We start from the raw sequence: 23,104 nt of genomic DNA, 5'->3' as shown, positions 1-23,104 counted from the left end.
AAGATGACTGTGCGAAGGTGGCGGAATTGGTAGACGCGCTAGCTTCAGGTGTTAGTGTCCTTACGGACGTGGGGGTTCAAGTCCCCCCCCTCGCACCAATTATCTTTACTTCCTTCCTTGTTTTTTCATCCCTGATTCAAATTCATTATCATCAGCATGACGCCAGCAATAAGCACCAGGCACGATGGTAGCAAAATGTAATGCCGTAACTGTTTGTGATACAACATCACCGGCGTCAACACCAATCCCATCAGAATGACAATCCGCCACTGATCCGGCGATAAATCCGCATACGTCAGCCCTGCAATCAGCAATCCTGGCAGAAACACTCCCCAGCCACTGCCCAGCATACGTTGCAACATGGTTTCATCTCTTTCATTGATAATGATAACCAATATCATATGATAATTTTTATCATTTGCAAGTCAGAGAAATCCCTTGCTATCGAATAAACCTATCGCTAGGATTAGCAATCATTATCATTTAGATTACTATCCCGATTATGGCCTATCGTTCCGCACCGCTCTATGAAGATGTTATCTGGCGAACGCATCTCCAGCCGCAGGATGCTGGGCTTGCACAAGCAGTACGTGCGACGATCGCCGAACATCGTGAACATTTGCTCGAGTTTATCCGTCTGGATGAACCCGCCCCGCTTAACGCCATGACGCTGGCGCAATGGTCATCACCGAATGCGTTAAGTTCTCTGTTAGCTGTTTATTCCGATCATATCTACCGCAATCAACCAACGATGATCCGCGAGAATAAGCCGCTGATCTCCCTGTGGGCGCAATGGTACATCGGCCTGATGGTGCCGCCATTAATGCTGGCCCTGTTAACGCAGGAAAAAGCATTAGATGTGACGCCGGAACATTTCCTCGTTGAGTTTCACGAAACCGGACGCGCCGCCTGTTTCTGGGTCGATGTGTATGAAGATAAAAACGCAACACCACATTCACCGCAGCAGCGAATGGAAACGTTAATCAGCCAGGCGCTTGTTCCGGTTGTGCAGGCACTAGAAGCAACGGGAGAGATTAACGGTAAACTTATCTGGAGCAATACCGGTTATTTGATCAACTGGTACCTCACTGAGATGAAGCAGCTGCTCGGCGAGGCGACGGTTGAATCGCTGCGCCATGCCCTCTTTTTTGAGAAAACGCTCACTACCGGTGAAGATAATCCACTCTGGCGTACCGTGGTGCTGCGCGACGGCCTGCTGGTGCGCCGCACTTGCTGCCAGCGTTATCGCTTGCCGGATGTGCAGCAATGTGGTGACTGTACGCTGAAATAGAAAAATTTGCCGGGGAAGTAAACCCGGCATTAAGCGTATTAATAGGGGTGCAACACGTTACTTGCTTCGCAATGACGCATACATAACAGAATGTCTGCGGCCTCCAACAACCCTGCATCAGAACTGACGCCCAGTTTCGACATTACATTAAATTTATGCGCGCGGATCGTTTTGATATTGCGTTTAAGCTGCTCGGCAATTTGTGTCATTGAGTAGCCACGCGACATAAAACGCAATATTTCTCTCTCCGTCGGGCTTAGCGTCCGGCTTTGGTTAATGTACCACTGATTGTTCAATCGGTCGGTCGCCTGACGCACACCATTTAATGACAAAAAGAGTTCCTGATGAAAAATCTCCAGCGTCGACGCTTTACTTAATACACCGTCCAGCGGTGATGGCGACAATGAACCAATCAGCCGAGCTTCAATATCATCATCCGCAATAACTAAACGTCGGGTACGCGGAAACTTAATCGCCAGTTCAGTCAGGCAAGATAATCCCTCTCTGCGTTTACTTCTCATGGCAGAAAAAGAAAAAATGACCGCCGCAAATGAGATCCGCGACATGGCATCCTGAAATGACTCCTGACTGGTATAGATATGGAGCTTATAAGGGTTACCTGCAAACTTTCTGAATAAACTCTCAATACCGATACTGCTCATGACGCATTTTTCTATGAGTGCGACATTTCTCTTCTTAATTCGGCTGTGTTCCATTCTGCGGCATCTCCATAAACAGAAGGCAAGTTAAGTTCTCTTGCACCCTGCGCGCTATTTATCCATGCATACATTTCAGCGTTGCTGTGAATTGCCAGTCGACGCATCGCACTGTTTTTTTGGGCGCTGATAGTTTTATTACTTTTCTTAAGCAATGAAGCTATCTGGTTGATGCCCCATCCTTTACCTAATAGCCGCAGTACTTTGCGCTCTGAAAGAGTGAGAATAACGGAGCGATAGCTAAAATCATGCGTTTCAGTCATTGCCGGAGAGGTCAGCATGGCACTGATACGCTCTGCGTGCGTATTGCCAGAACGCACGGTCTTGACCAGATTCTCAATGGGTTCAACATCAGACAATAATGTCGCCGTAGGGCACATGAGCAGTTCTACCGCCTGGGAATACCAGGAGCGTGACACCATGAAAACCCAGTGAATTTCCCGATATTGTGAGATTAAAGAATAATAATGCTCACAAACAGAACGAGGATCTTCACTTTCACCGGCTAAATCTGCAATAACTAATCCGGAACGACGTAATTGTAATAAGGTAAGGTCCTCCGCAGAGGCGCTGGATATTATTTCATATTCAGGGAAGTGAGTCCTCATGACCTCTTTTAACCCTGCTTGCATAACAGGTATTTTACTGATAACAATTCCATTTTTGCAGCATCCTGGCAACATATTTCCTCCACATCCACTGTCTAAAAATCATGATGGTCTATTCAGGATATTCATTCCTTAAATGTTTCCAGCAAATTAATAGATTAAGCGAATAAATTATCCTTTGCATTCACTTTCATATCAGCATACTCCTGCTGCACAATAACTCCACTGCATGTGTCAGAAGGTTAGCATCAAATGATAACCTGGTGAAATAGCCTGGAGACATTTAAAATATCTACATTAAGTTGTTAGAAATACTTAATGAAAAACAGAATTCTCATTCATTTAATTTATAATTAAAAAATATTTCTTCTCGCAAAATAAAAAATCACACAATCAATATTTATTCAATAAAATCTGATAGTTTTATCTTTTTTAAAGCCTAAAAAAGCACTCAGTTATTGATAATCCCGATTCGTAAAAACCAGACCATACATTCATTATGCCGATAATATTCACGTTATAATTTGTTTACAGCTTGAGATTATTCGTTTTTTACCCTCCGAGCCTCTCCCGATAACCAGGATTAATCAGCGCAATTTTGATCTTAACCTGCCGCAAAACAACCGCGCTTCATGATACAAATGGATTCTCATAATTTGAACAATACGCAGCGCGTCTATGACAAAGGGCGAGTTATGCAAACTGAGCAACAGCGAGCCGTAACACGGCTTTGTATCCAGTGCGGATTATTTCTTTTGCAACATGGTGCGGAAAGCGCGTTGGTCGATGAACTTTCCTCACGACTGGGTCGGGCGCTGGGAATGGACAGCGTCGAAAGTTCTATCTCTTCGAACGCCATCGTACTGACAACCATTAAAGATGGGCAATGCCTGACATCGACACGTAAAAATCACGATCGCGGCATTAATATGCATGTGGTGACTGAAGTCCAGCACATTGTGATTCTGGCGGAGCATCATCTGCTGGATTACAAAGGCGTAGAGAAAAGATTTAGCCAAATTCAGCCATTACGTTACCCGCGATGGCTGGTAGCCTTGATGGTCGGCCTTTCTTGCGCCTGTTTCTGTAAACTCAATAACGGTGGCTGGGACGGTGCCGTCATCACCTTCTTTGCCAGTACGGCCGCGATGTATATCCGCCAGCTGCTGGCACAACGTCATCTTCATCCACAGATCAACTTTTGCCTCACCGCTTTCGCCGCCACCACCATTTCCGGTTTGCTTTTGCAACTTCCCACTTTCAGTAATACCCCCACCATTGCGATGGCCGCCAGCGTTCTCTTGCTGGTACCGGGCTTTCCGTTGATTAATGCCGTCGCCGATATGTTTAAAGGCCACATCAATACCGGACTGGCACGCTGGGCGATCGCCAGTCTGCTGACACTGGCTACCTGCGTCGGCGTGGTGATGGCACTGACGATTTGGGGGCTACGCGGATGGGTGTGATCGAATTTCTGTTAGCGTTGGCGCAGGATATGATCCTCGCCGCCATTCCTGCAGTCGGCTTTGCGATGGTGTTCAACGTTCCCGTTCGGGCGTTACGCTGGTGTGCGCTGCTTGGTGCGATAGGTCATGGTTCCCGAATGATCTTAATGACCAGCGGGCTGAATATTGAATGGTCAACCTTTATGGCCTCTATGCTGGTCGGCACCATTGGTATTCAATGGTCGCGCTGGTATCTGGCACATCCGAAAGTGTTTACCGTGGCGGCTGTTATCCCCATGTTTCCGGGCATCTCTGCTTATACTGCAATGATTTCGGCGGTAAAAATCAGCCAGCTAGGTTACAGCGAACCGTTGATGATTACCCTGTTAACCAACTTTCTTACAGCTTCATCGATTGTTGGTGCATTATCCATCGGCCTTTCCATTCCTGGATTATGGTTGTACCGCAAACGCCCTCGCGTATAAAATTGCCTCACTTAAAGCACGCGGATGAGAGACAGCCTCCTCTCCTCCGTGTGTTACTATAAAAGTTATCTCCCTTCTCGTTCATCGTTCCATATTTGAGAAACAGTATGTCTTCCAGAGTTTTGACCCCGGACGTCGTTGGTATTGACGCCCTGGTACACGATCACCAAACCGTTCTGGCAAAAGCTGAAGGCGGTGTGGTTGCCGTATTTGCTAACAATGCCCCGGCGTTTTATGCCGTCACGCCTGCGCGCCTGGCTGAACTGCTGGCGCTGGAAGAAAAGCTGGCGCGTCCAGGAAGCGATGTCGCTCTGGACGATCAACTCTATCAGGAACCGCAAGTCGCTCCCGTTGCTGTACCCATGGGGAAATTCGCCATGTATCCGGACTGGCAACCCGATGCCGACTTTATCCGCCTGGCGGCGCTATGGGGCGTGGCGCTAAGAGAGCCGGTGACCACCGAAGAACTGGCCTCATTCATTGCCTACTGGCAGGCGGAAGGTAAAGTCTTTCACCATGTACAGTGGCAACAAAAACTGGCGCGCAGCCTGCAAATCGGTCGTGCCAGCAACGGCGGACTGCCGAAACGAGATGTGAACACGGTCAGCGAACCTGACAGCCAAATTCCACCAGGATTCAGAGGGTAACGATGAAAAACGTTGGCGACCTGATGCAACGCCTGCAAAAAATGATGCCTGCCCATATCAAACCTGCGTTTAAAACGGGTGAAGAACTGCTGGCCTGGCAGAAAGAACAAGGGGCAATCCGCTCCGCCGCTCTCGAACGTGAAAACCGGGCGATGAAAATGCAGCGCACCTTTAACCGCTCCGGTATTCGTCCACTGCATCAGAACTGCTCCTTTGAGAACTATCGCGTTGAGTGTGAAGGGCAGATGAATGCGTTAAGCAAAGCACGCCAGTATGTCGAAGAGTTTGACGGCAACATCGCCAGCTTCATCTTTTCTGGCAAGCCAGGAACCGGCAAAAACCATCTGGCGGCGGCAATCTGCAACGAGCTACTGCTACGCGGTAAATCCGTATTGATCATCACCGTGGCCGATATTATGTCGGCGATGAAAGATACCTTCAGGAATAGCGGTACCAGCGAAGAACAACTGCTTAACGATCTGAGCAACGTTGATCTGCTGGTGATCGATGAGATCGGTGTGCAGACCGAATCGAAATACGAAAAAGTGATCATCAACCAGATCGTCGATCGCCGCTCTTCTTCCAAACGCCCAACCGGGATGCTGACCAACAGTAATATGGAAGAGATGACCAAGTTGCTGGGCGAACGCGTGATGGATCGTATGCGCCTGGGTAACAGTTTGTGGGTGATCTTCAACTGGGATAGCTACCGTAGCCGGGTAACGGGTAAAGAGTATTAATCCCAATTTCTGGCGGTATACTGCGACACAATTCCACCTTGAGTAATGATGATGAAAACTATTAAACATCTTCTGTGCTGTGCCCTTGCTGCCAGCGCATTAATTTCCACCGGGGTGCATGCTGCATCCTGGAAAGATGCGCTCTCCAGCGCCGCCAGCGAACTTGGCAACCAAAACAGCACGACACAAGAAGGCGGTTGGTCGCTCGCTTCATTAACTAGCTTGCTTAGCAGCGGGAACCAGGCCTTAAGCGCAGATAACATGAACAATGCCGCAGGCATACTGCAATACTGCGCCAAGCAAAAGCTAGCTTCGGTAACCGATGCCGAAAACATCAAGAACCAGGTGCTGGAAAAGCTGGGCCTGAACAGTGAAGAGCAAAAAGAAGACACCAACTATCTGGATGGCATTCAGGGTTTGCTGAAAACCAAAGATGGTCAGCAACTCAATCTGGATAACATCGGAACGACTCCGCTGGCAGAAAAGGTGAAAACCAAAGCCTGCGATCTGGTGTTAAAGCAGGGGCTAAACTTCATTTCCTGATCCGCGAAACGCCGCGTTTTAGCTGTTACCCGGCTGACGCGGCTCTCTCCTGCCCTTTTCCCTGCTCCTGTACGGTTTTCCCCCTGTTACACGGGAAGCGACCGTAATCAAAAAAGTCTGTTTATAAACTAATTCCTAACAACATCGCATTTTTTTGACACTAGAATTGCAGCAATATGGCGACGCCATTACATTGTGCTTCTCAAAAAGCTTAAACGTTGGCTAAACGGCCCGGTTTAGTGAGGATCGCCCGTTGTCAGAACTACTCTCTTTCGCCCTTTTTCTCGCCTCTGTGCTCATTTACGCATGGAAAGCGGGACGTAATACCTGGTGGTTTGCAGCCACATTAACGGTGCTGGGGCTATTTGTCGTTTTAAATATCACCCTGTTTGCCAGCGACTATTTTACTGGTGATGGTATTAACGACGCGGTTCTCTATACCTTAACCAACAGCCTGACCGGTGCTGGCGTCAGCAAATACATTCTTCCGGGTATCGGCATTGTGCTGGGGCTGACGGCGGTGTTCGGTGCTCTGGGCTGGATCCTGCGCCGTCGTCGTCATCATCCGCACCATTTTGGTTACAGCCTGCTGGCACTCTTACTGGCGCTGGGTTCAGTGGATGCCAGCCCGGCATTTCGTCAGATAACGGAACTGGTGAAATCCCAGTCACGCGACGGCGACCCGGACTTTGCGGCTTATTATAAAGAGCCGTCGAAAACTATCCCTGACCCGAAACTCAACCTGGTTTATATCTACGGCGAAAGTCTCGAGCGAACCTATTTTGATAACGAAGCTTTCCCGGATCTCACGCCTGAACTGGGCGCGTTGAAAAATGAAGGCCTGGATTTCAGCCACACGCAGCAGCTGCCAGGAACGGATTACACGATTGCGGGCATGGTGGCTTCTCAGTGCGGCATACCGCTGTTTGCCCCCTTTGAAGGCAACGCCTCCGCTTCTGTTTCCAGCTTCTTCCCACAGAACATCTGCCTGGGCGATATCCTGAAGAACTCGGGTTATCAGAACTATTTCGTGCAGGGCGCGAATCTGCGTTTTGCCGGTAAAGATGTGTTCCTGAAGTCGCACGGCTTCGACCATTTATATGGCTCAGAAGAGCTGAAAAGCGTGGTGGCAGACCCACACTATCGCAACGACTGGGGATTCTACGACGATACCGTGCTGGATGAAGCGTGGAAAAAGTTTGAAGAGCTTTCCCGCTCTGGCCAGCGATTCTCACTGTTTACCCTGACGGTCGATACCCATCACCCGGATGGTTTTATCTCGCGCACCTGTAACCGCAAAAAATATGATTTTGACGGTAAGCCAAATCAGTCATTCAGTGCGGTAAGTTGCAGCCAGGAGAACATCGCAACGTTTATCAACAAAATCAAAGCATCACCGTGGTTTAAGGATACCGTTATCGTCGTCTCGTCTGACCATTTAGCGATGAACAACACGGCGTGGAAATACCTCAATAAGCAAGATCGCAATAATCTGTTTTTCGTCATTCGTGGCGACAAGCCGCAGCAAGAAACGCTGGCGGTGAAGCGTAATACGATGGATAACGGCGCGACGGTGTTGGACATTCTCGGTGGCGATAACTATCTCGGACTTGGTCGTAGCAGTTTATCCGGGCAGTCAATGTCGGAAATCTTCCTCAATATCAAAGAGAAAACGTTGGCGTGGAAGCCGGATATCATCCGCCTGTGGAAATTCCCTAAAGAGATGAAAGAGTTCACCATCGACCAGCAGAAAAACATGATTGCCTTCTCAGGTAGCCATTTCCGTTTGCCGCTGCTGTTGCGGGTTTCAGACAAACGCGTGGAACCGCTGCCGGAAAGTGAATACTCAGCACCGCTGCGTTTCCAGTTGGCCGATTTTGCTCCACGCGACAATTTCGTCTGGGTTGACCGTTGCTATAAGATGGCACAACTCTGGGCTCCGGAACTGGCACTTTCCACCGACTGGTGTGTCTCGCAAGGGCAGCTTGGCGGTCAGCAAATTGTCCAGCATGTTGATAAAACAACATGGAAGGGCAAAACGGCATTTAAAGATACGGTCATCGACATGGCGCGTTACAAAGGCAATGTCGATACGCTGAAGATTGTTGATAACGATATTCGCTACAAAGCCGACAGCTTCATTTTTAACGTCGCCGGTGCGCCGGAAGAGGTGAAACAATTTAGTGGGATTTCCCGTCCGGAGTCGTGGGGCCGCTGGTCCAACGCGCAGTTGGGCGATGAAGTCAAAATTGAGTACAAGCATCCGCTGCCGAAGAAATTTGACCTGGTGATTACCGCCAAAGCATACGGCAATAACGCCAGCCGTCCTATTCCGGTACGCGTAGGCAATGATGAACAAACCCTTGTGCTGGGCAATGAAGTAACCACCACCACGCTGCATTTCGATAACCCAACCGATGCTGACACGCTGGTGATTGTGCCACCTGAACCCGTCTCAACCAACGAAGGGAATATCCTCGGACACTCGCCGCGTAAGCTTGGTATCGGCATGGTGGAAATTAAAGTGGTGGAACGTGAAGGGTAATTCCTGACTGATTTGTAGGTCGCATAAGGTGCGACCTACACACCTTCTCCGGCACACAACACATTATTAAGAAACAAAAAAAACAGCGCCCAACACTTCCCCGGACGCTGCATGGCAACTTTAATAATCTCGCCTTATAAGAAAGTAATTACACCCTTAATCAACTCACGATTGTTAATCACATCGCGCTCATAGGTTTCTGCCAGCGTGGCGAACGGATAGCGATGGGTTAACATCATGTCGGCAGTGATTTTTCCTTCCGCCATCAGTCGACCGACTTTAGCGAAATCTTCCGGCGTGGCGTTGCGGCTGCCCATCATCGTCGTTTCTTTTTTATGGAATTCCGGATCGGAGAACTGCAACTCACCTTTAAACAGACCGACAAATACCACCGTGCCGCCGTGACGAATCAGATTTACGGTGTTATTCATCGCATGTTGATTACCTGTCGCGTCGATCACTTTCTGCGCCAGCGAACCACCAAACTGCGCCCGCAGCTGCGCGTCAAAATCTTCGGCTGACGGGTCCAGCACGGGCAACTCCAGACGCGTTGCCACATGTTCTCGGCGTGCCGGACTGGTATCCGCCACCACCACCTGTGCGCCATCAGCTTTAGCGATTGCCGCCGCGCCCAGACCAATTGGCCCCGCCCCGACCACCAGCACCTGCTCGCCGGGAGCAATAGCCGCACGACGCACCGCATGAGCGCTAATAGCGAAAGGTTCAATCAATGCTGCCGCCTGCGGGTCAATACCGTCTGCGGGCAAAATGTTCGCCACCGGCACGCTCAAATACTCACTAAAACCACCATCCTGATGCACACCAATAACTGAAATTTTTTCACAGCAATTGGTGCGACCGCTTTTACATGCCGGGCATTGCTGACAGGCAACATAAGGGATCACCGCAACTTGCTGACCATTTTTAAGATCAGCAATATTTTTACCCAGCCCAACAATCTCCCCACATATTTCATGGCCTAAAACGCGTGGATAACTAAAAAATGGTTGATTTCCACCCCAGGCATGAATATCGGTACCGCAAATCCCGACAGACTTAATTTTTATTAATACTTCATTGTCACCCGGAATAGGTATCTCGCGTTGTTTCCAGACTAATTCTTTCGGCTGCTGGCAAATTAAAACATTCATCGTAGACATGATTCGGCTCTCCATTTTTTGTTGCCTTAGATATCAATGAAAATGAAAAATGGCAGCGGAACGGAAAATCTGTTTTGTGAAAACACACGCATAAAAATGTTTTAAATCGGGTTTTAATGGACTCACAAGGAGGAAAATATGAGTCGCTCACAAAATTTACGCCACAATGTGATTAACCAGGTCATTGATGATATGGCGCGGGGTCACATCCCTTCCCCACTTCCATCGCAAAGTGCGCTGGCGGAAATGTACAACATCAGCCGCACCACAGTGCGTCATATTCTCAGCCACTTACGCGAATGCGGCGTCTTGACGCAGGTTGGAAACGACTATGTTATTGCGCGTAAACCTGACCATGATGACGGTTTCGCCTGTACTACCGCTTCAATGAGTGAACAAAACAAAGTGTTTGAGCAGGCTTTTTTCACGATGATAAACCAGCGTCAGTTACGCCCTGGGGAAACTTTTTCTGAACTGCAACTGGCGCGGGCCGCGGGTGTCAGCCCGGTTGTAGTAAGAGAATATCTTTTAAAATTCGGCCGTTATAATCTTATTCAAAGCGAAAAGCGCGGCCAGTGGAGCATGAAGCAATTCGATCAATCCTACGCCGAGCAGCTGTTTGAGCTACGCGAAATGCTCGAAACTCATTCACTTCAGCACTTTCTCAACCTGCCTGATCATGATCCCCGCTGGCTGCAGGCGAAAACCATGCTCGAACGTCATCGGCTACTGCGTGACAACATCGGCAATAGCTTTCGCATGTTCTCGCAACTTGACAGAGATTTTCACTCCTTACTGCTTTCAGCTGCCGACAATATCTTTTTTGATCAATCGCTTGAGATCATCTCAGTCATCTTTCATTTTCACTATCAATGGGACGAAAGCGATCTTAAACAGCGCAATATCATTGCCGTCGATGAGCATATGACCATTCTCAGCGCTCTGATTTGCCGCAGTGACCTGGATGCCACCCTTGCGCTCCGTAACCATTTGAATTCAGCTAAACAATCAATGATTCGATCCATTAATGAGAACACGCGTTATGCTCATTAAGTACGGATTAAAAACAGCAAACTATTAGCGGGTGCACGGTTTTATCAAAAGATAAATACCGGAAAATTCCCGCTTACCTATGCTCACAATCAGTCGACTAAAAATGTTTTTGTGAGCGGTAGTAAAGTCCTAAAACTTTTACCTGCCGTTAATGTCAACCTTGCGTAATGCACAATTACGTAAACAATTAAAATTATAAATACAGGAGTCCGGCGTGGAAAAAGAAAATATCACCCTCGATCCGCGTTCTTCATTTACTCCATCTTCGTCGGCAGATATTCCCGTGCCACCAGATGGATTAGTTCAACGCAGTACCCGAATTAAACGCATTCAAACCACCGCCATGTTGTTATTATTTTTTGCGGCGGTAATCAATTATCTCGACCGCAGTTCACTGTCGGTAGCAAATTTAACGATTCGTGAAGAATTGGGATTAAGTGCCACCGAAATCGGCGCTTTGCTCTCCGTGTTTTCACTCGCTTACGGGATTGCGCAACTTCCTTGCGGCCCACTATTGGATCGTAAAGGCCCGCGCCTGATGCTGGGACTGGGGATGTTCTTCTGGTCACTGTTCCAGGCAATGTCTGGCATGGTGCACAGCTTTACGCAGTTCGTGTTGGTGCGTATAGGTATGGGGATTGGTGAAGCGCCGATGAACCCATGCGGTGTAAAAGTCATTAACGACTGGTTCAACATCAAAGAGCGCGGACGCCCGATGGGCTTCTTCAACGCAGCTTCTACCATTGGCGTTGCCGTAAGCCCACCGATTCTGGCGGCGATGATGCTGGTGATGGGCTGGCGCGGGATGTTTATTACCATTGGTGTACTGGGGATTTTTCTCGCCATCGGTTGGTATATGCTCTATCGCAACCGCGAGCACGTTGAACTGACTGCCGTTGAACAAGCCTATCTCAATGCCGGTAGCGTCAATGCCCGCCGTGATCCACTCAGTTTTGCTGAATGGCGCAGCCTGTTCCGTAACCGCACAATGTGGGGAATGATGCTCGGATTCAGTGGCATCAATTACACTGCGTGGCTGTATCTGGCCTGGCTGCCAGGTTACCTGCAAACAGCCTATAACCTGGATTTAAAAAGCACCGGGTTGATGGCGGCTATCCCTTTCCTGTTTGGGGCTGCCGGGATGCTGGTCAATGGTTACGTTACCGACTGGCTGGTCAAAGGAGGAATGGCTCCGATTAAAAGCCGTAAGATCTGCATTATTGCCGGGATGTTCTGTTCTGCCGCCTTTACGCTGGTCGTACCGCAAGCGACAACATCCATGACAGCGGTTCTGCTGATTGGCATGGCACTGTTCTGTATTCACTTTGCCGGAACATCCTGCTGGGGCTTGATCCACGTCGCAGTTGCTTCTCGCATGACTGCGTCGGTGGGCAGTATCCAAAACTTTGCCAGCTTCATCTGCGCCTCTTTTGCGCCGATCATTACTGGTTTTATTGTTGATACCACCCACTCATTCCGTCTGGCGCTAATCATCTGCGGTTGCGTCACCGCGGCGGGTGCACTGGCATACATCTTCCTGGTCCGTCAGCCGATCAACGACCCACGTAAAGATTAATTTCCCTATGCCCGATAACATTTTGCTTATCGGGCATTTTTATGGCGATTAAAACGTTTCCCAGTTCTCTCCGCTATCTGCCACTGCCACTTTGCGCGGCGCAGATGGCGTCACAGTTTTTACTACTGCCGATGCTTCGCGCTGGCGTTGCTGCTCTTGCTGAATCCGGAACACTGCCACAGCTTCGGTCAGGCGACTGGCCTGCTCCTCCAGCGCGGCGGCGGCGGCGGCAGATTCTTCCACCAGCGCGGCGTTTTGTTGGGTTACTCGGTCCATCTCAGCTACTGCTAAGCCAACCTGATCGATACCACGGCTCTGCTCATCAGAAGCCGAAGCAATTTCGCCCATAATGTCCGTCACGCGGGTCACAGCGCTGACAATCTCTGCCATGGTTTCCCCGGCGCTTTCGACCAGCGTAGAGCCAACATCCACTTTGCCCACCGAGTCTTCAATCAGGCTTTTAATTTCGCGAGCCGCCTGAGCGCTACGCTGGGCCAGATTACGCACTTCTCCCGCAACCACCGCAAAACCGCGCCCTTGCTCACCTGCACGCGCTGCTTCAACCGCCGCGTTCAAAGCCAGAATATTGGTCTGGAAGGCAATGCCGTCAATTACGCTGATAATATCGGCGATTTTCTGCGAGCTGGTGGAGATATCGCGCATGGTCTGCACCACGTTATCCACCACTTTGCCGCCACGTTGCGCCGTTTCGGAAGCACTTAACGCCAGATGGCTAGCCTGACGCGCATTCTCGGCGTTCTGTTTCACCGTTGCGGTCAGTTGTTCCATGCTGGCTGCCGTCTCTTCCAGCGAAGCGGCCTGTTGCTCGGTGCGCGAAGAGAGATCGTTATTGCCGGTGGCGATTTCGCTGGCACCGCTATAGATAGCATTGGCCCCGTTGCGCACATCACCGACGGTACGCATCAGCTCCCCCTGCATATGGCGCAAACTCTCTGCCAGTTGCCCCATCTCATTAGAACCATCCACCTCAATCGGTTTCACCAGATCGCCACCTGCAATATGACGAATGCTGTCAATCAGGCGATTCATTGGCGCTACCAACGAGGCTTTAATACCGAACCAGACGGCGAAGATGACCGCCAGTACGACGATCATCACGCCCACCAGAATCCACATCGCCTGGCTGTAGGAGGCATTATTATCGCTGACGGCGATATCATAGAGCCGATCGTTTTGCTCCATGTAAGCCACATACTGCTTCTCGAAACCGTCCTGATATCCCTGAGTCGGCTGATCAAAGAATTCGTTGATTTTGCCTGCACCTAACAGTTGGATCAGTTCCGCCAGCGCATTGTGATAAATATCGTAATTACGTTTGATCTCTGCCGCTGCGGCGGTGCTCTGACGCGGGTCACGCGGCAATGCTTCGTAATCCGCCCAGTTTTTTTCCGCCTGTTTCAGCGAAATACTGGCACTCTGCATCAGCTCGGCAACGGTTGAACCGCTACCAATATTGTTCTGATCCATCATGTAGCGGATCCCCGCGCGGTTGAGGGTGTTACGCGTCTGCAACAACGCGACCCAGCTGCCATTCAGCGTGGATTGCTGCTGGCGAATGGTTTGTAAAACAGTGAAATTTTCTTTGTCATTCTTTAAGGCATTAAAGAACAGACCGCCTGATGTCAGTTGTAAAAGGCCAAAAACGGCCAAAACCAGCAGTAAGCTGGTCACGATCTTGATACGTTTTAACATGGTTTCTCTTTCCACTAGACAGATACACTGGTTGTCGGCCTGGTGGTGGAAAACTTTATGCTGTGGAAAAGCGTCGGCACTGCTTTTGTTGCAGCAAACTTGCGTTTTTTGTGAGGGTCACACTCTATAGCGGCAGTTTATGGTACAAAGTATCAATCTTCTTCGAACCAGTGATACTCCTATGGCTTATAGCATCGATATCATCTCCTGCATTACCGAACGATTTATGGCGTTAACAGCCACTGAAAAGCGTATCGCACAATTTATTCTTGATGACGTCTCTGCCGCAGTAGAGTTGCCAATTGCTGAGCTGGCACGGTTAACGCAAACCAGTCAGGCGTCGGTGACGCGTTTTGCCCGTGCACTGGGGTGCAAAGATGTCCGCGAGTTGAAAGTCAAACTGGCGCAGTCACTGGCTGTCGGGCAGCGGTTTATTCTCGATGTACCGGATCTTGACGGTGTTCAGGGGATCTACGAAGCGATTATTAGCGTGCTGGAAACGCATCGTCGTTCGCTGGATATGAATGCCATCAGCCAGGCTGTAAGCTGGTTAAGTCAGGCGCGGCAAATTCTTGCGTTAGGAACTGGCGGCGGTTCCACTATCTGTTCACAGGAGATTCAGTACCGTTTATTCCGTCTGGGGCTACCAGTGGTCAGTCAGAATGATGCCCTGATGATGAGAATGATGTGCTCGGCAGTGATGCCGCAGGATGTGGTGATTGTGCTGTCGCTGGGCGGTTATACACCGGAAATCATCGAAAGTGCGGCAATCGCCCGTCAGTATGGCGCGCGTGTTATTGCCATTACGCCAGCACAAACACCGCTGGCAGAACAGGTAGATCTGGTATTGCCGCTGCTGGTTCAGGAGAGTGATTACATCTTTAAACCCACGCCTTCCCGCTACGCGATGTTAGCCATGGTCGATGTACTGGCAACGGAACTGGCAATGGCAAATAAAGCGCAGGCGAAAGATCGCCTGCGGCGGATAAAACTGGTGTTAGACAGCCACCGTGGGGGCGCTAACCGCCAGCCACTTGGCGATTAGCATTGTCGGTTATGCTTCTTCAGGTTTGGTGATCACGACACTCTGGTTTTCACGCTCATTGGTGATAATAGCCAAAGCTTCTTCCCGGCTGACCTGACTTGCTGGCGTTACCAACGTCACCAGTACGCCAGCGACCAGGCTGCCCAGCACTGACGGAATACACGGGTTACCCCAGTAAGCCAGCCAGTCGGCATTCATCAGCACCACAATTGACATCACCATACCGCTCACTAACGCCGCCAGCGCGCCCTGCCAGTTAAAGCGTAGCCAGAAGCGACCGAGAATCGAGCAGATAAACAGCCCGGACATCAGCATCGAAATCATTTTGGTAATGTAGCTGATGATGTCATTAGAGGTCAGAGCAAAGACCAGCGCCAGGCCAATAACAAAGGTCAACATCCAGCGTGAGTAAGTAATGGCCTTGTCCTCCGGCGGCATTCTGCCGGTAATCATGGTGTAGACGTCGCGCATCATAATCGCCACTGCCGCAATGGCATCAGAACTGGCAGAAGACATGGTGGCAGAAAGCCCGGCAATCAGCACCACCAGCCCAAGAATGGCAGGTAAGAAGCTGGTCGCGAACAAGAAGGCATAGTTACTGTTTTCCAGATTCGGGTTCATGGTGAACGCCGCCATGCCGATAATGGCAGGCAGAATCGAGAAGAACAGATACAACACGCCAGTAATAACAAATGAACGCCGTACAGAGGGAACGTCTTTTCCCGAGTAAATACGCTGGCGATAAGATGGTGTGGCCAGTACGCCGACACCAATAACCAGCGCCAGCGAAAGCGCAGGCAGCACGCCCATTTTATCAATCGCAAACAGGCTCATCGCTTTTGGGTCCATCGCCTGCTCAATCGCACTCCAGCCACCAACGTGAACAACGGCAAGAATAGCCATTAATATAAAGCCAAAGAACAGAATTAGGGCCTGAATGGTATCGGTCCACACTACCGCCGAATAACCGCCGATAATAACGTAAATCGCAAAAGCTAAGGCAATAATTAATTTTGCCACCGTAAGATCAATACCTGTTGCCCAGGCAAGATACATACTTCCACCTAATATATGCGCCCCCAGCCAGCCAATAGAGGCAATAAATATCATCATGCCGACAATGTTTTTAATTAAATGACTGCCGCCAGTATAATAAGATATTTCTTCACTCATGGTCATAAAACGTAATTTACGTACCGGTGCAAACAGCCACGCCACCAGTAATATACCTACGGCCCCACCGACGCCATAAAGCATTCCGGCCCAGCCATTGCTGTAGCCAAAGCCCACTGCGCCCATACTGGAACCCGTGCCAACCATCGTGGCAACGGTTGACCCCAGCGTCAGAAACAGCGGCAGCGAACGCCCGCCCAGCAGAAAATCTTCTCCGCTTTTCTGATTACGAGAAACAAACCAACCAAGCCAAATCATGGCGATGGCATAAATAATAAAGCCGACTAAAAAGATATGACTGTTCATAATTCACATCCTGCCAGTAGAGAGAGAATAATGTAAGAGTTCCCGGAGTGCTGAATGTATTCAGCACTCAATTGCGGTCTGTTTTTTTAATTCTTAAATTTATTAGCGGGTCGCGTTATAACAGGTCACATCGACTTCGACTTTACAATCGACAACCAGATCAGCCACACAACAAATACGTGCAGGCGGATTCTCGCCAAAAAATTCTCTGAATACTTTATTAAATGACTGGAAATAGCGGGCGTCGGTCAGGATCACTTTCACGTGAACCACATCCGCCAGGCTATAACCGGCTTCAGTCATGATGTCGACACAGTTTTGGATCGCCAGTCGTGACTGTTCAACGATTCCGCCTTCTACCACTTCACCGTTTTTCATGGGTGTTTGCCCGGAGACGTACAGCCAGCCGCCCGCCTCAACCGCCCTGGCAAAAGGCAAATGCTGCCCGCCAGTGCCTGTTCCACCTTCCGTACCGTAACGTTTAATGCTCATATTCACTCCTTAATGTGAGGTCTGCCGGCGCAGGAAGCGTCCCGCACGGCCTGTAATATGTTTATCGCGACCATAGCTCATAACGCCGTTCACCATCACCGCCTCAATGCCATCTGCCGGGCGTTTGGGATCAGAAAAGCTGGCAACATCACGAATGGTTTGTGGATCGAACAACACCAGGTCCGCAAAATAGCCAACTTTCACCAGTCCACGCTGGGGCAGGCGAAAACGGCTGGCAGAAAGCCCGGTCATTTTGTGGATAGCCGTGGTCAGAGGGAATAAACCTTCATCACGGCAATAGTGACCCAGCACGCGAGGGAAGGCGCCCCATAAACGTGGATGCGGCATGGGATCATTGGGCAGGCCGTCAGAGCCAATCATACTGACTGGATAACTCAATACTCTGCGGACGTCGCGCTCGTCCATGTTGTAATAGATAGCCCCGGCAGGCATTAGCAGCTTCGCGGCCTCCAGCATACTCATCTGCCAGTCGATGGCGATTTGCGCCAGTGTTTTCCCGGCCTGCTGCGGATGTGTTTGTGACCAGGTGATCACAATATCGAATTCGTCGGTGACTTGTTTGAGATCCAGCGTTGAAGAGCTGGCTGAGTAAGGGTAGACATCGCAGCCAATTTCCTGGTGTTGACGCATTTGGTCAAAAAAAGCCAACGTTTCTTTTGTCCGCCCCCAGTTTTTCGCCCCGGCGCATTTATGGTGGGAAACCACGACAGGCACTTTGCCATGACGCCCAATACGAAACGCCTCATCCAGGGCATCGAGAATCGGTTCAAATTCAGAACGCAGATGGGTGGTATAAACGCCCTTCTCACCGGCTAATTCTTCCGCCAGCGCCATGACTTCTTCGGTAGTCGCCTGAGATGCTGTGGCATAGGCCAGCCCGGAACTTAACCCCAGCGCCCCCTGACTCAACGCCAGACGTAAGTCGGCGCGCATGGCGGCAATTTCATCCGCCGTCGCCGGGCGAAACAGGTCGTCCATATGGTTATTACGCAGCGCCGTATGACCAATCAGCGTGCCAACGTTCAGTGACGGCCTGGCTGCTTCCACTGCCTGGGCATAGCTTTCAACGGTAGGATAAATAAAGTGCTCCGCTTCCCCCAACAGATTCATCGGGTCAGGAACTTCGCCTTTCATTTTCGCCGACGCCGCACTGATCCCGCAGTTACCGACAATCACCGTGGTGATCCCCTGGCTGATTTTTGGCAGATATTCCGGGATGCGAATAACGTTGATATCGTCATGGGTATGAACGTCGATAAACCCTGGTGCCAGCACCCGCCCTTCCCCGTCAATGACCTGCTGCGCCGTAACGTTAAGCGCAGGGGCAATATCGACAATCCGATCACCTGTTATTGCCACGTCACCGCGAAATTCAGGGCCGCCGCTACCGTCGATAACGGTCACATTTTTGATTAACCAGTCAACCTGCATGTTCGTCACTCCATTTCTGCAATGGTGACAAGTTAACCATTTACAAGGATGAAAAACAGTGGAAAACTACGCAAAACCCAGATGATTTTATGATACTTTTATTCATAAACTATAAGATAAATAAACTAAATATTTATATTTCATTTAGTTACAAATGATACTCACATCCGATACGGTGAAAAACTTAAAAGGTAAATGTTATGAAATACCACTCAGAACCTCTGGTTCCCCATAAATCGGCCCTGATGCAAATGCCCGCAAATCTCCTTGCCGAAGATGTCTGTTTACCTGCCGCGATCATTAAAAAGCAGGCCCTGGAGAACAACATTACGTGGATGCAGCGTTATGCTGACGCGCGCGGCGTTTCGCTGGCACCGCACGGTAAAACCACCATGACGCCGTGGATTTTTCAGGCGCAGCAGGCGGCTGGTGCCTGGGCAATAGGTGTCGGTAGCGCATGGCAGGCTGGTGCGGCAATGGCGAGCGGTATTCAGCGAGTGCTGATGGTTAACCAGCTGGTCGGCAAGGCGAATATGCAGTTGATTGCCCGGTTGCAACAACATTACCCGACGGTCGATTTTATCTGCTGTATCGACAGCATTGAGAACGCCCGCGCTTTGTCTGCCTTTTTTGCCAGTCAGCAACAGACACTGAACGTGATGATTGAGCTGGGTGTTCCCGGCGGACGCTGTGGTTGCCGCTCAACGGATGCCGCACTGGCACTGGCTAAACAGGCGGCCCAATTACCAGGGCTACGTCTGCGCGGGCTTGAGTTATATGAAGGTGTTTTACACGGTGACGATCCACAACCGCAGGTAGAAGCTCTGCTGCGGGATGCCGCACAACTGGCCTGTGATATGGCAAGTCTGGTTGATGGCGAGTTTATTCTCACCGGAGCAGGCACGGTCTGGTATGACGTGGTGTGCAATATCTGGCTGGCGGCAGAAAAGCCTGATAACTGCCGCATTGTTATTCGCCCTGGCTGCTACATCACTCACGACACCGGGATCTACGACGCGGCACAACAACAGTTGCTTGCCCGCGATCCTGTGGCCTGCGATCTTGCAGGCGATCTCACATCTGCGCTGGAACTGGTCGCCATGGTGCAATCGGTGCCGGAAGCTGATCGTGCGGTGGTAAATTTTGGTAAGCGTGATTGCGCCTTCGACGCCGGACTGCCGCAACCAGTCGCCCACTACCGCAACGGCAAATCACTGGCATTTGATCCACAGGCGATTCGCAGTACAGGTATTATGGATCAGCACTGCATGTTGCAACTGTCAGCTAATAGCGACGTGCAAGTGGGGGATATTCTGGTGTTTGGCACATCGCATCCGTGCCTGACCTTCGACAAATGGAAAACGTTGTTATTGGCTGATGACGACTACAACGTACTGGCAGAGCTGGATACGCTGTTTTGATAGCGCAGATGGCGGGTTCCTTCCCGCCATTAATTGTATGTATATCCTTAAGTATCTATCAGCTACTTATGGATCGAATATCATCATAGATTGACTGGCTGATCTCTACCCCCTGTTGCTCACTGCGCAATCGTGCCTGGTAGCGACGTTCTCCCGGCAGGCGCGCGCCCTGAGCCTGCATCTGACTAAACAGCGTTTCCGCCCTTGCCAGATGCCTCCCTGCATCCTCACCAAGAAAACGCTGCGGATCGAGTGCCAGGATCAACTCTCCACCATACGGCAAACCACCTGCACCGTTATCCCACGCAAGAGACTCAGCACTGGTCATATCGCCAATCAGTGGTCCCGCAATCAGCTCCACCATCGCTGCCAGTGCCGAACCTTTATGACCGCCGAAGGTTAACATTGCTCCGTCCAACACAGCTTGTGGATCGGTGGTGGCATTGCCATGGCTGTCGATCCCCCAACCTTCAGGAAGTGATTTCCCGGCTCGCTGATGTAACTGAATCTCCCCGCGTGCCGCCGCACTGGTCGCCATATCAAAAATAAATGGCGGCAGCTTGTCGCGCGGCCAACCAAACGCGATTGGGTTAGTACCAAAAAGAGGTTTGCCCCCCCCTTTCGGCGCAACCCAGGCATGGCTTGGCGTGGTCGCCAGCGCCACCAGTCCGGCTTCAGTCAGCGGTTCAACATCCGCAAATAAGGCGGAGTAGTGAACACAATGATTAATTGCCAGTGCTGCAATCCCGCACTGACGCGTTTTCTCGATCAGTAACGGTAGTGCCTGCTGATAAGCCAACAGCGAATAGCCACCTTTGGCATCGGCCTTAACGATTGCCGGAGCCTGAGATTCCACTGTCGGCAGAGCATCGGCAGAGACTTTCCCTTTTCGCAGCGTGTCAACAATCCCCAGCAGTCGCCATAAACCGTGCGAGGCACAACCGTCGCGCTCCCCGGCGGTAACGTTTTTCGCGATCACCACTGCATGTTGCTCACTAAATCCGTTACTAATGAGCGCATGATAGGCTAGTGCGTAAGCCTCTGATAACGAGAGGATTACTCTATCCATTTTCTACTCCTTTATTCTTCTTCATCCCCGTTAAAGTTCGCCCGAGGAAGACAGGTGTATGCGCCCCAGTAATAAATTCCCAACGACATCAGCGCGACGACGATAGTATCCCACGGGTGCCCTATAATGCCGCTACCGCCAAAGCTACCCAGCCAGGAAAACAGCATAATCAGGGCATAGAAGGCAATAAGCCACAATGAAGATTTAATCTGCTGCGCCAGGCTGACATGCTGAACAGGCACTTTCGACTTGCAACTCACGTAAACCACAAACATTACGATTTGTAGCCCCAGCAGCCAGGAAAGCGTCCCCCAACCAGACCAAAAAACAATCAGTGCGGAAATCATAAAAGAGAGTGGGCCAAGCACCGCAAAACCACGAACGCGGAACGGGCGCGGCATATCAGGTGCATTACGGCGCAGTCCTGCAGCTGTAACCGGCGCGATGGCGTAGCTCAGTACCAGAGCCGCAGAAACCACGCTAATCAATTGCTCCCACGACGGGAACGGTAGCGTCCAGAAGATAGATAAACCAAACGTCAGCCACAGTGCCGGACGTGGAATACCTGACTCCTTATCGATATGAGTAAAGGTTTTAAAGAATGTCCCCGCCTTCGCCCAGCCATAGATCACACGCGGTGTCGCATTCATGTAAATATTGCCAGTGCCGCTGGGAGACATAATAGCATCACATACCACCATAAATGCCAGCCAGCCCATCCCGAGAGTAATGGCGATATCGCGATATGGCAGCGAATAGTTCTTACTGATCTCCGCCCAACCACCACTTAGCGATTCAGTTGGAATACTGCCCAAAAAGGCGACCTGCAACAGAACGTAGATGATGGTCGAGAGAATTACCGAGAGGATCAGCGCAAATGGGATGGTACGTTGCGGATTTTGCGCCTCGCTGGCTACGGAGATAATCGGTGTCAGTCCAAGGTAAGCGAAGATAATCCCACCCGCGCTAATTGCCGCTTCCACTCCTGACATACCAAATGGAGCCATACCCTGTATATGCAGATTCTCCGGTTTGAAGAAGGCAAATAACGTTATTACCACCAGCAACGGCACCAGAAACTTCAGCACGCTAATAAAATTGTTCGAGCGAGCGAAAGTTTTAACACTGTAGTAGTTCAGGGCAAAAAAGAAGCACAACAGTAAGAACTGCACCACCCAGCCTAACAGCGTCGGGTCACTACTCCCCGTCTGCGTCAGCGCAGGAAACCAGGCGGCGGCATATTGCCGTGCGGCTACAATCTCAATGGAGATCAGGCTGGAGAAGGCAATCAGGGTAATAAAACCCAGCAGATAGCCCATCAATTCGCCGTGCGAAAATACCGGGTAACGAATAATACCGCCCGCGCGGGGAAGCGCCGCCCCCAGTTCGCAGTAAATAATCCCCAGTAGCAGCACCGCAAAACCGCCAATAACCCAGGAAGCAATCCCTGCTGGGCCAGCGATCGATGCGACATGGCTGGCAGCAAACAGCCAGCCAGAACCGAAAATCGCCCCCAGACCAATAAAGGTCAAGTCGGTGAGCGTTAACTGCTTTTTAAACTTCCCCGACTCAACAACGACGGTTTGCGTGCTTTGGGTAGAAGGAATTGTCATAGTGATGCCCT

Annotated in this window: 21 protein-coding genes and 1 tRNA gene; 12 read left to right on the top strand and 10 right to left on the bottom strand. The window is 50.4% G+C overall.

Features of this window, described 5'->3' with window-relative positions; all coding sequences use genetic code 11:
- The first annotated feature begins 11 nt into the window (after positions 1-11).
- Positions 12-98, top strand: a tRNA-Leu gene (locus QUE74_RS26785).
- 27 nt (positions 99-125) lie between these two features.
- Here QUE74_RS26785 and QUE74_RS26780 read toward each other — a convergent pair.
- Positions 126-362: a DUF1435 domain-containing protein gene (locus QUE74_RS26780; protein WP_072271683.1), complete on the bottom strand. Its 237-nt coding sequence runs from the start codon at positions 360-362 to the stop codon at positions 126-128.
- 140 nt (positions 363-502) lie between these two features.
- On the opposite strand from QUE74_RS26780, the gene fhuF reads away from it, so the two are divergent.
- A complete protein-coding gene (fhuF, locus tag QUE74_RS26775; RefSeq protein ID WP_000331607.1) occupies positions 503-1,291 on the top strand; it encodes a siderophore-iron reductase FhuF in 789 nt (262 codons plus the stop codon).
- Positions 1,292-1,329: 38 nt separating this feature from the next.
- Here the strand turns inward: fhuF and bglJ are convergent, their stop codons facing one another.
- Both bglJ and QUE74_RS26765 read right to left on the bottom strand, forming a co-directional pair.
- Positions 1,330-2,007 carry a DNA-binding transcriptional activator BglJ gene (gene bglJ / locus QUE74_RS26770; protein WP_001353481.1) on the bottom strand — a complete coding sequence of 226 codons (678 nt, stop codon included), beginning with the start codon at positions 2,005-2,007 and terminating at the stop codon, positions 1,330-1,332.
- Positions 1,965-2,690, bottom strand: a complete 726-nt coding sequence (locus QUE74_RS26765) for a helix-turn-helix domain-containing protein (RefSeq protein ID WP_000936635.1) — start codon at positions 2,688-2,690, stop codon at positions 1,965-1,967. The genes bglJ and QUE74_RS26765 overlap by 43 nt, the downstream gene beginning before the upstream one ends.
- Positions 2,691-3,310: 620 nt before the next feature.
- Here QUE74_RS26765 and QUE74_RS26760 point away from each other — a divergent pair.
- From QUE74_RS26760 to opgB, 6 genes are all read left to right on the top strand, one after another.
- A complete protein-coding gene (locus QUE74_RS26760) occupies positions 3,311-4,081 on the top strand; it encodes a threonine/serine exporter family protein (protein WP_001361172.1) in 771 nt (256 codons plus the stop codon).
- Positions 4,072-4,545: a threonine/serine exporter gene (locus tag QUE74_RS26755; protein ID WP_000538188.1), complete on the top strand. Its 474-nt coding sequence runs from the start codon at positions 4,072-4,074 to the stop codon at positions 4,543-4,545. The genes QUE74_RS26760 and QUE74_RS26755 overlap by 10 nt, the downstream gene beginning before the upstream one ends.
- Positions 4,546-4,652: 107 nt before the next feature.
- A complete protein-coding gene (dnaT, locus tag QUE74_RS26750) occupies positions 4,653-5,192 on the top strand; it encodes a primosomal protein DnaT (RefSeq protein WP_001328314.1) in 540 nt (179 codons plus the stop codon).
- Positions 5,193-5,194: 2 nt separating this feature from the next.
- The gene (dnaC, locus tag QUE74_RS26745) at positions 5,195-5,932 is read left to right on the top strand and encodes a replicative helicase loader DnaC (protein ID WP_000799911.1); all 738 of its coding nucleotides are present in this window, start codon (positions 5,195-5,197) and stop codon (positions 5,930-5,932) included.
- A gap of 48 nt (positions 5,933-5,980) precedes the next feature.
- The gene (gene yjjA / locus QUE74_RS26740; protein WP_077627047.1) at positions 5,981-6,475 is read left to right on the top strand and encodes a DUF2501 domain-containing protein YjjA; all 495 of its coding nucleotides are present in this window, start codon (positions 5,981-5,983) and stop codon (positions 6,473-6,475) included.
- A 253-nt stretch (positions 6,476-6,728) separates the two neighbouring features.
- Complete coding sequence (gene opgB, locus QUE74_RS26735) at positions 6,729-9,020, top strand: phosphatidylglycerol--membrane-oligosaccharide glycerophosphotransferase (RefSeq protein ID WP_001292673.1); 2,292 nt, start codon at positions 6,729-6,731, stop codon at positions 9,018-9,020.
- Positions 9,021-9,154: 134 nt separating this feature from the next.
- Here the strand turns inward: opgB and lgoD are convergent, their stop codons facing one another.
- A complete protein-coding gene (gene lgoD / locus QUE74_RS26730) occupies positions 9,155-10,180 on the bottom strand; it encodes an L-galactonate oxidoreductase (protein ID WP_000106051.1) in 1,026 nt (341 codons plus the stop codon).
- A 138-nt stretch (positions 10,181-10,318) separates the two neighbouring features.
- Between lgoD and QUE74_RS26725 the strand changes: the two genes are divergently transcribed.
- Positions 10,319-11,233 carry a GntR family transcriptional regulator gene (locus tag QUE74_RS26725; protein ID WP_000091572.1) on the top strand — a complete coding sequence of 305 codons (915 nt, stop codon included), beginning with the start codon at positions 10,319-10,321 and terminating at the stop codon, positions 11,231-11,233.
- Positions 11,234-11,447: 214 nt separating this feature from the next.
- Entirely contained in the window at positions 11,448-12,809 is a 1,362-nt protein-coding gene (locus QUE74_RS26720; protein WP_000410144.1) for an MFS transporter, read from the top strand.
- A gap of 48 nt (positions 12,810-12,857) precedes the next feature.
- On the opposite strand, the gene tsr is transcribed toward QUE74_RS26720, so the two are convergent.
- Complete coding sequence (gene tsr / locus QUE74_RS26715) at positions 12,858-14,522, bottom strand: methyl-accepting chemotaxis protein (RefSeq protein WP_000919558.1); 1,665 nt, start codon at positions 14,520-14,522, stop codon at positions 12,858-12,860.
- A 181-nt stretch (positions 14,523-14,703) separates the two neighbouring features.
- On the opposite strand from tsr, the gene QUE74_RS26710 reads away from it, so the two are divergent.
- Positions 14,704-15,567 carry a MurR/RpiR family transcriptional regulator gene (locus tag QUE74_RS26710; RefSeq protein WP_000331734.1) on the top strand — a complete coding sequence of 288 codons (864 nt, stop codon included), beginning with the start codon at positions 14,704-14,706 and terminating at the stop codon, positions 15,565-15,567.
- 9 nt (positions 15,568-15,576) lie between these two features.
- On the opposite strand, the gene QUE74_RS26705 is transcribed toward QUE74_RS26710, so the two are convergent.
- The 3 genes from QUE74_RS26705 to QUE74_RS26695 all read right to left on the bottom strand — a co-directional run bounded on the left by QUE74_RS26705 (position 15,577) and on the right by QUE74_RS26695 (position 18,990).
- Positions 15,577-17,046: a sodium:solute symporter family protein gene (locus QUE74_RS26705; RefSeq protein WP_001084239.1), complete on the bottom strand. Its 1,470-nt coding sequence runs from the start codon at positions 17,044-17,046 to the stop codon at positions 15,577-15,579.
- 102 nt (positions 17,047-17,148) lie between these two features.
- The gene (locus tag QUE74_RS26700; protein ID WP_000023754.1) at positions 17,149-17,538 is read right to left on the bottom strand and encodes a RidA family protein; all 390 of its coding nucleotides are present in this window, start codon (positions 17,536-17,538) and stop codon (positions 17,149-17,151) included.
- A gap of 9 nt (positions 17,539-17,547) precedes the next feature.
- Complete coding sequence (locus QUE74_RS26695; RefSeq protein ID WP_286331881.1) at positions 17,548-18,990, bottom strand: N-acyl-D-amino-acid deacylase family protein; 1,443 nt, start codon at positions 18,988-18,990, stop codon at positions 17,548-17,550.
- A 200-nt stretch (positions 18,991-19,190) separates the two neighbouring features.
- Between QUE74_RS26695 and QUE74_RS26690 the strand changes: the two genes are divergently transcribed.
- Complete coding sequence (locus QUE74_RS26690) at positions 19,191-20,411, top strand: amino acid deaminase (RefSeq protein WP_000873758.1); 1,221 nt, start codon at positions 19,191-19,193, stop codon at positions 20,409-20,411.
- A 58-nt stretch (positions 20,412-20,469) separates the two neighbouring features.
- Here QUE74_RS26690 and QUE74_RS26685 read toward each other — a convergent pair whose 3' ends face one another.
- Both QUE74_RS26685 and QUE74_RS26680 read right to left on the bottom strand, forming a co-directional pair.
- Positions 20,470-21,480: an Ldh family oxidoreductase gene (locus tag QUE74_RS26685; RefSeq protein WP_000376329.1), complete on the bottom strand. Its 1,011-nt coding sequence runs from the start codon at positions 21,478-21,480 to the stop codon at positions 20,470-20,472.
- 11 nt (positions 21,481-21,491) lie between these two features.
- Positions 21,492-23,093, bottom strand: coding sequence for an APC family permease (locus QUE74_RS26680; protein ID WP_286331880.1), 1,602 nt, complete (start codon positions 23,091-23,093; stop codon positions 21,492-21,494).
- Between the last annotated feature and the right edge of the window lie 11 nt (positions 23,094-23,104).

Origin of the sequence: Escherichia sp. 10290, from assembly GCF_030295155.1 — a bacterium.
GTDB lineage: Bacteria > Pseudomonadota > Gammaproteobacteria > Enterobacterales > Enterobacteriaceae > Escherichia > Escherichia coli_F.
Note: the sequence above shows the minus strand (reverse complement) of the source record. Positions and strands in the feature narration are given on the sequence as shown.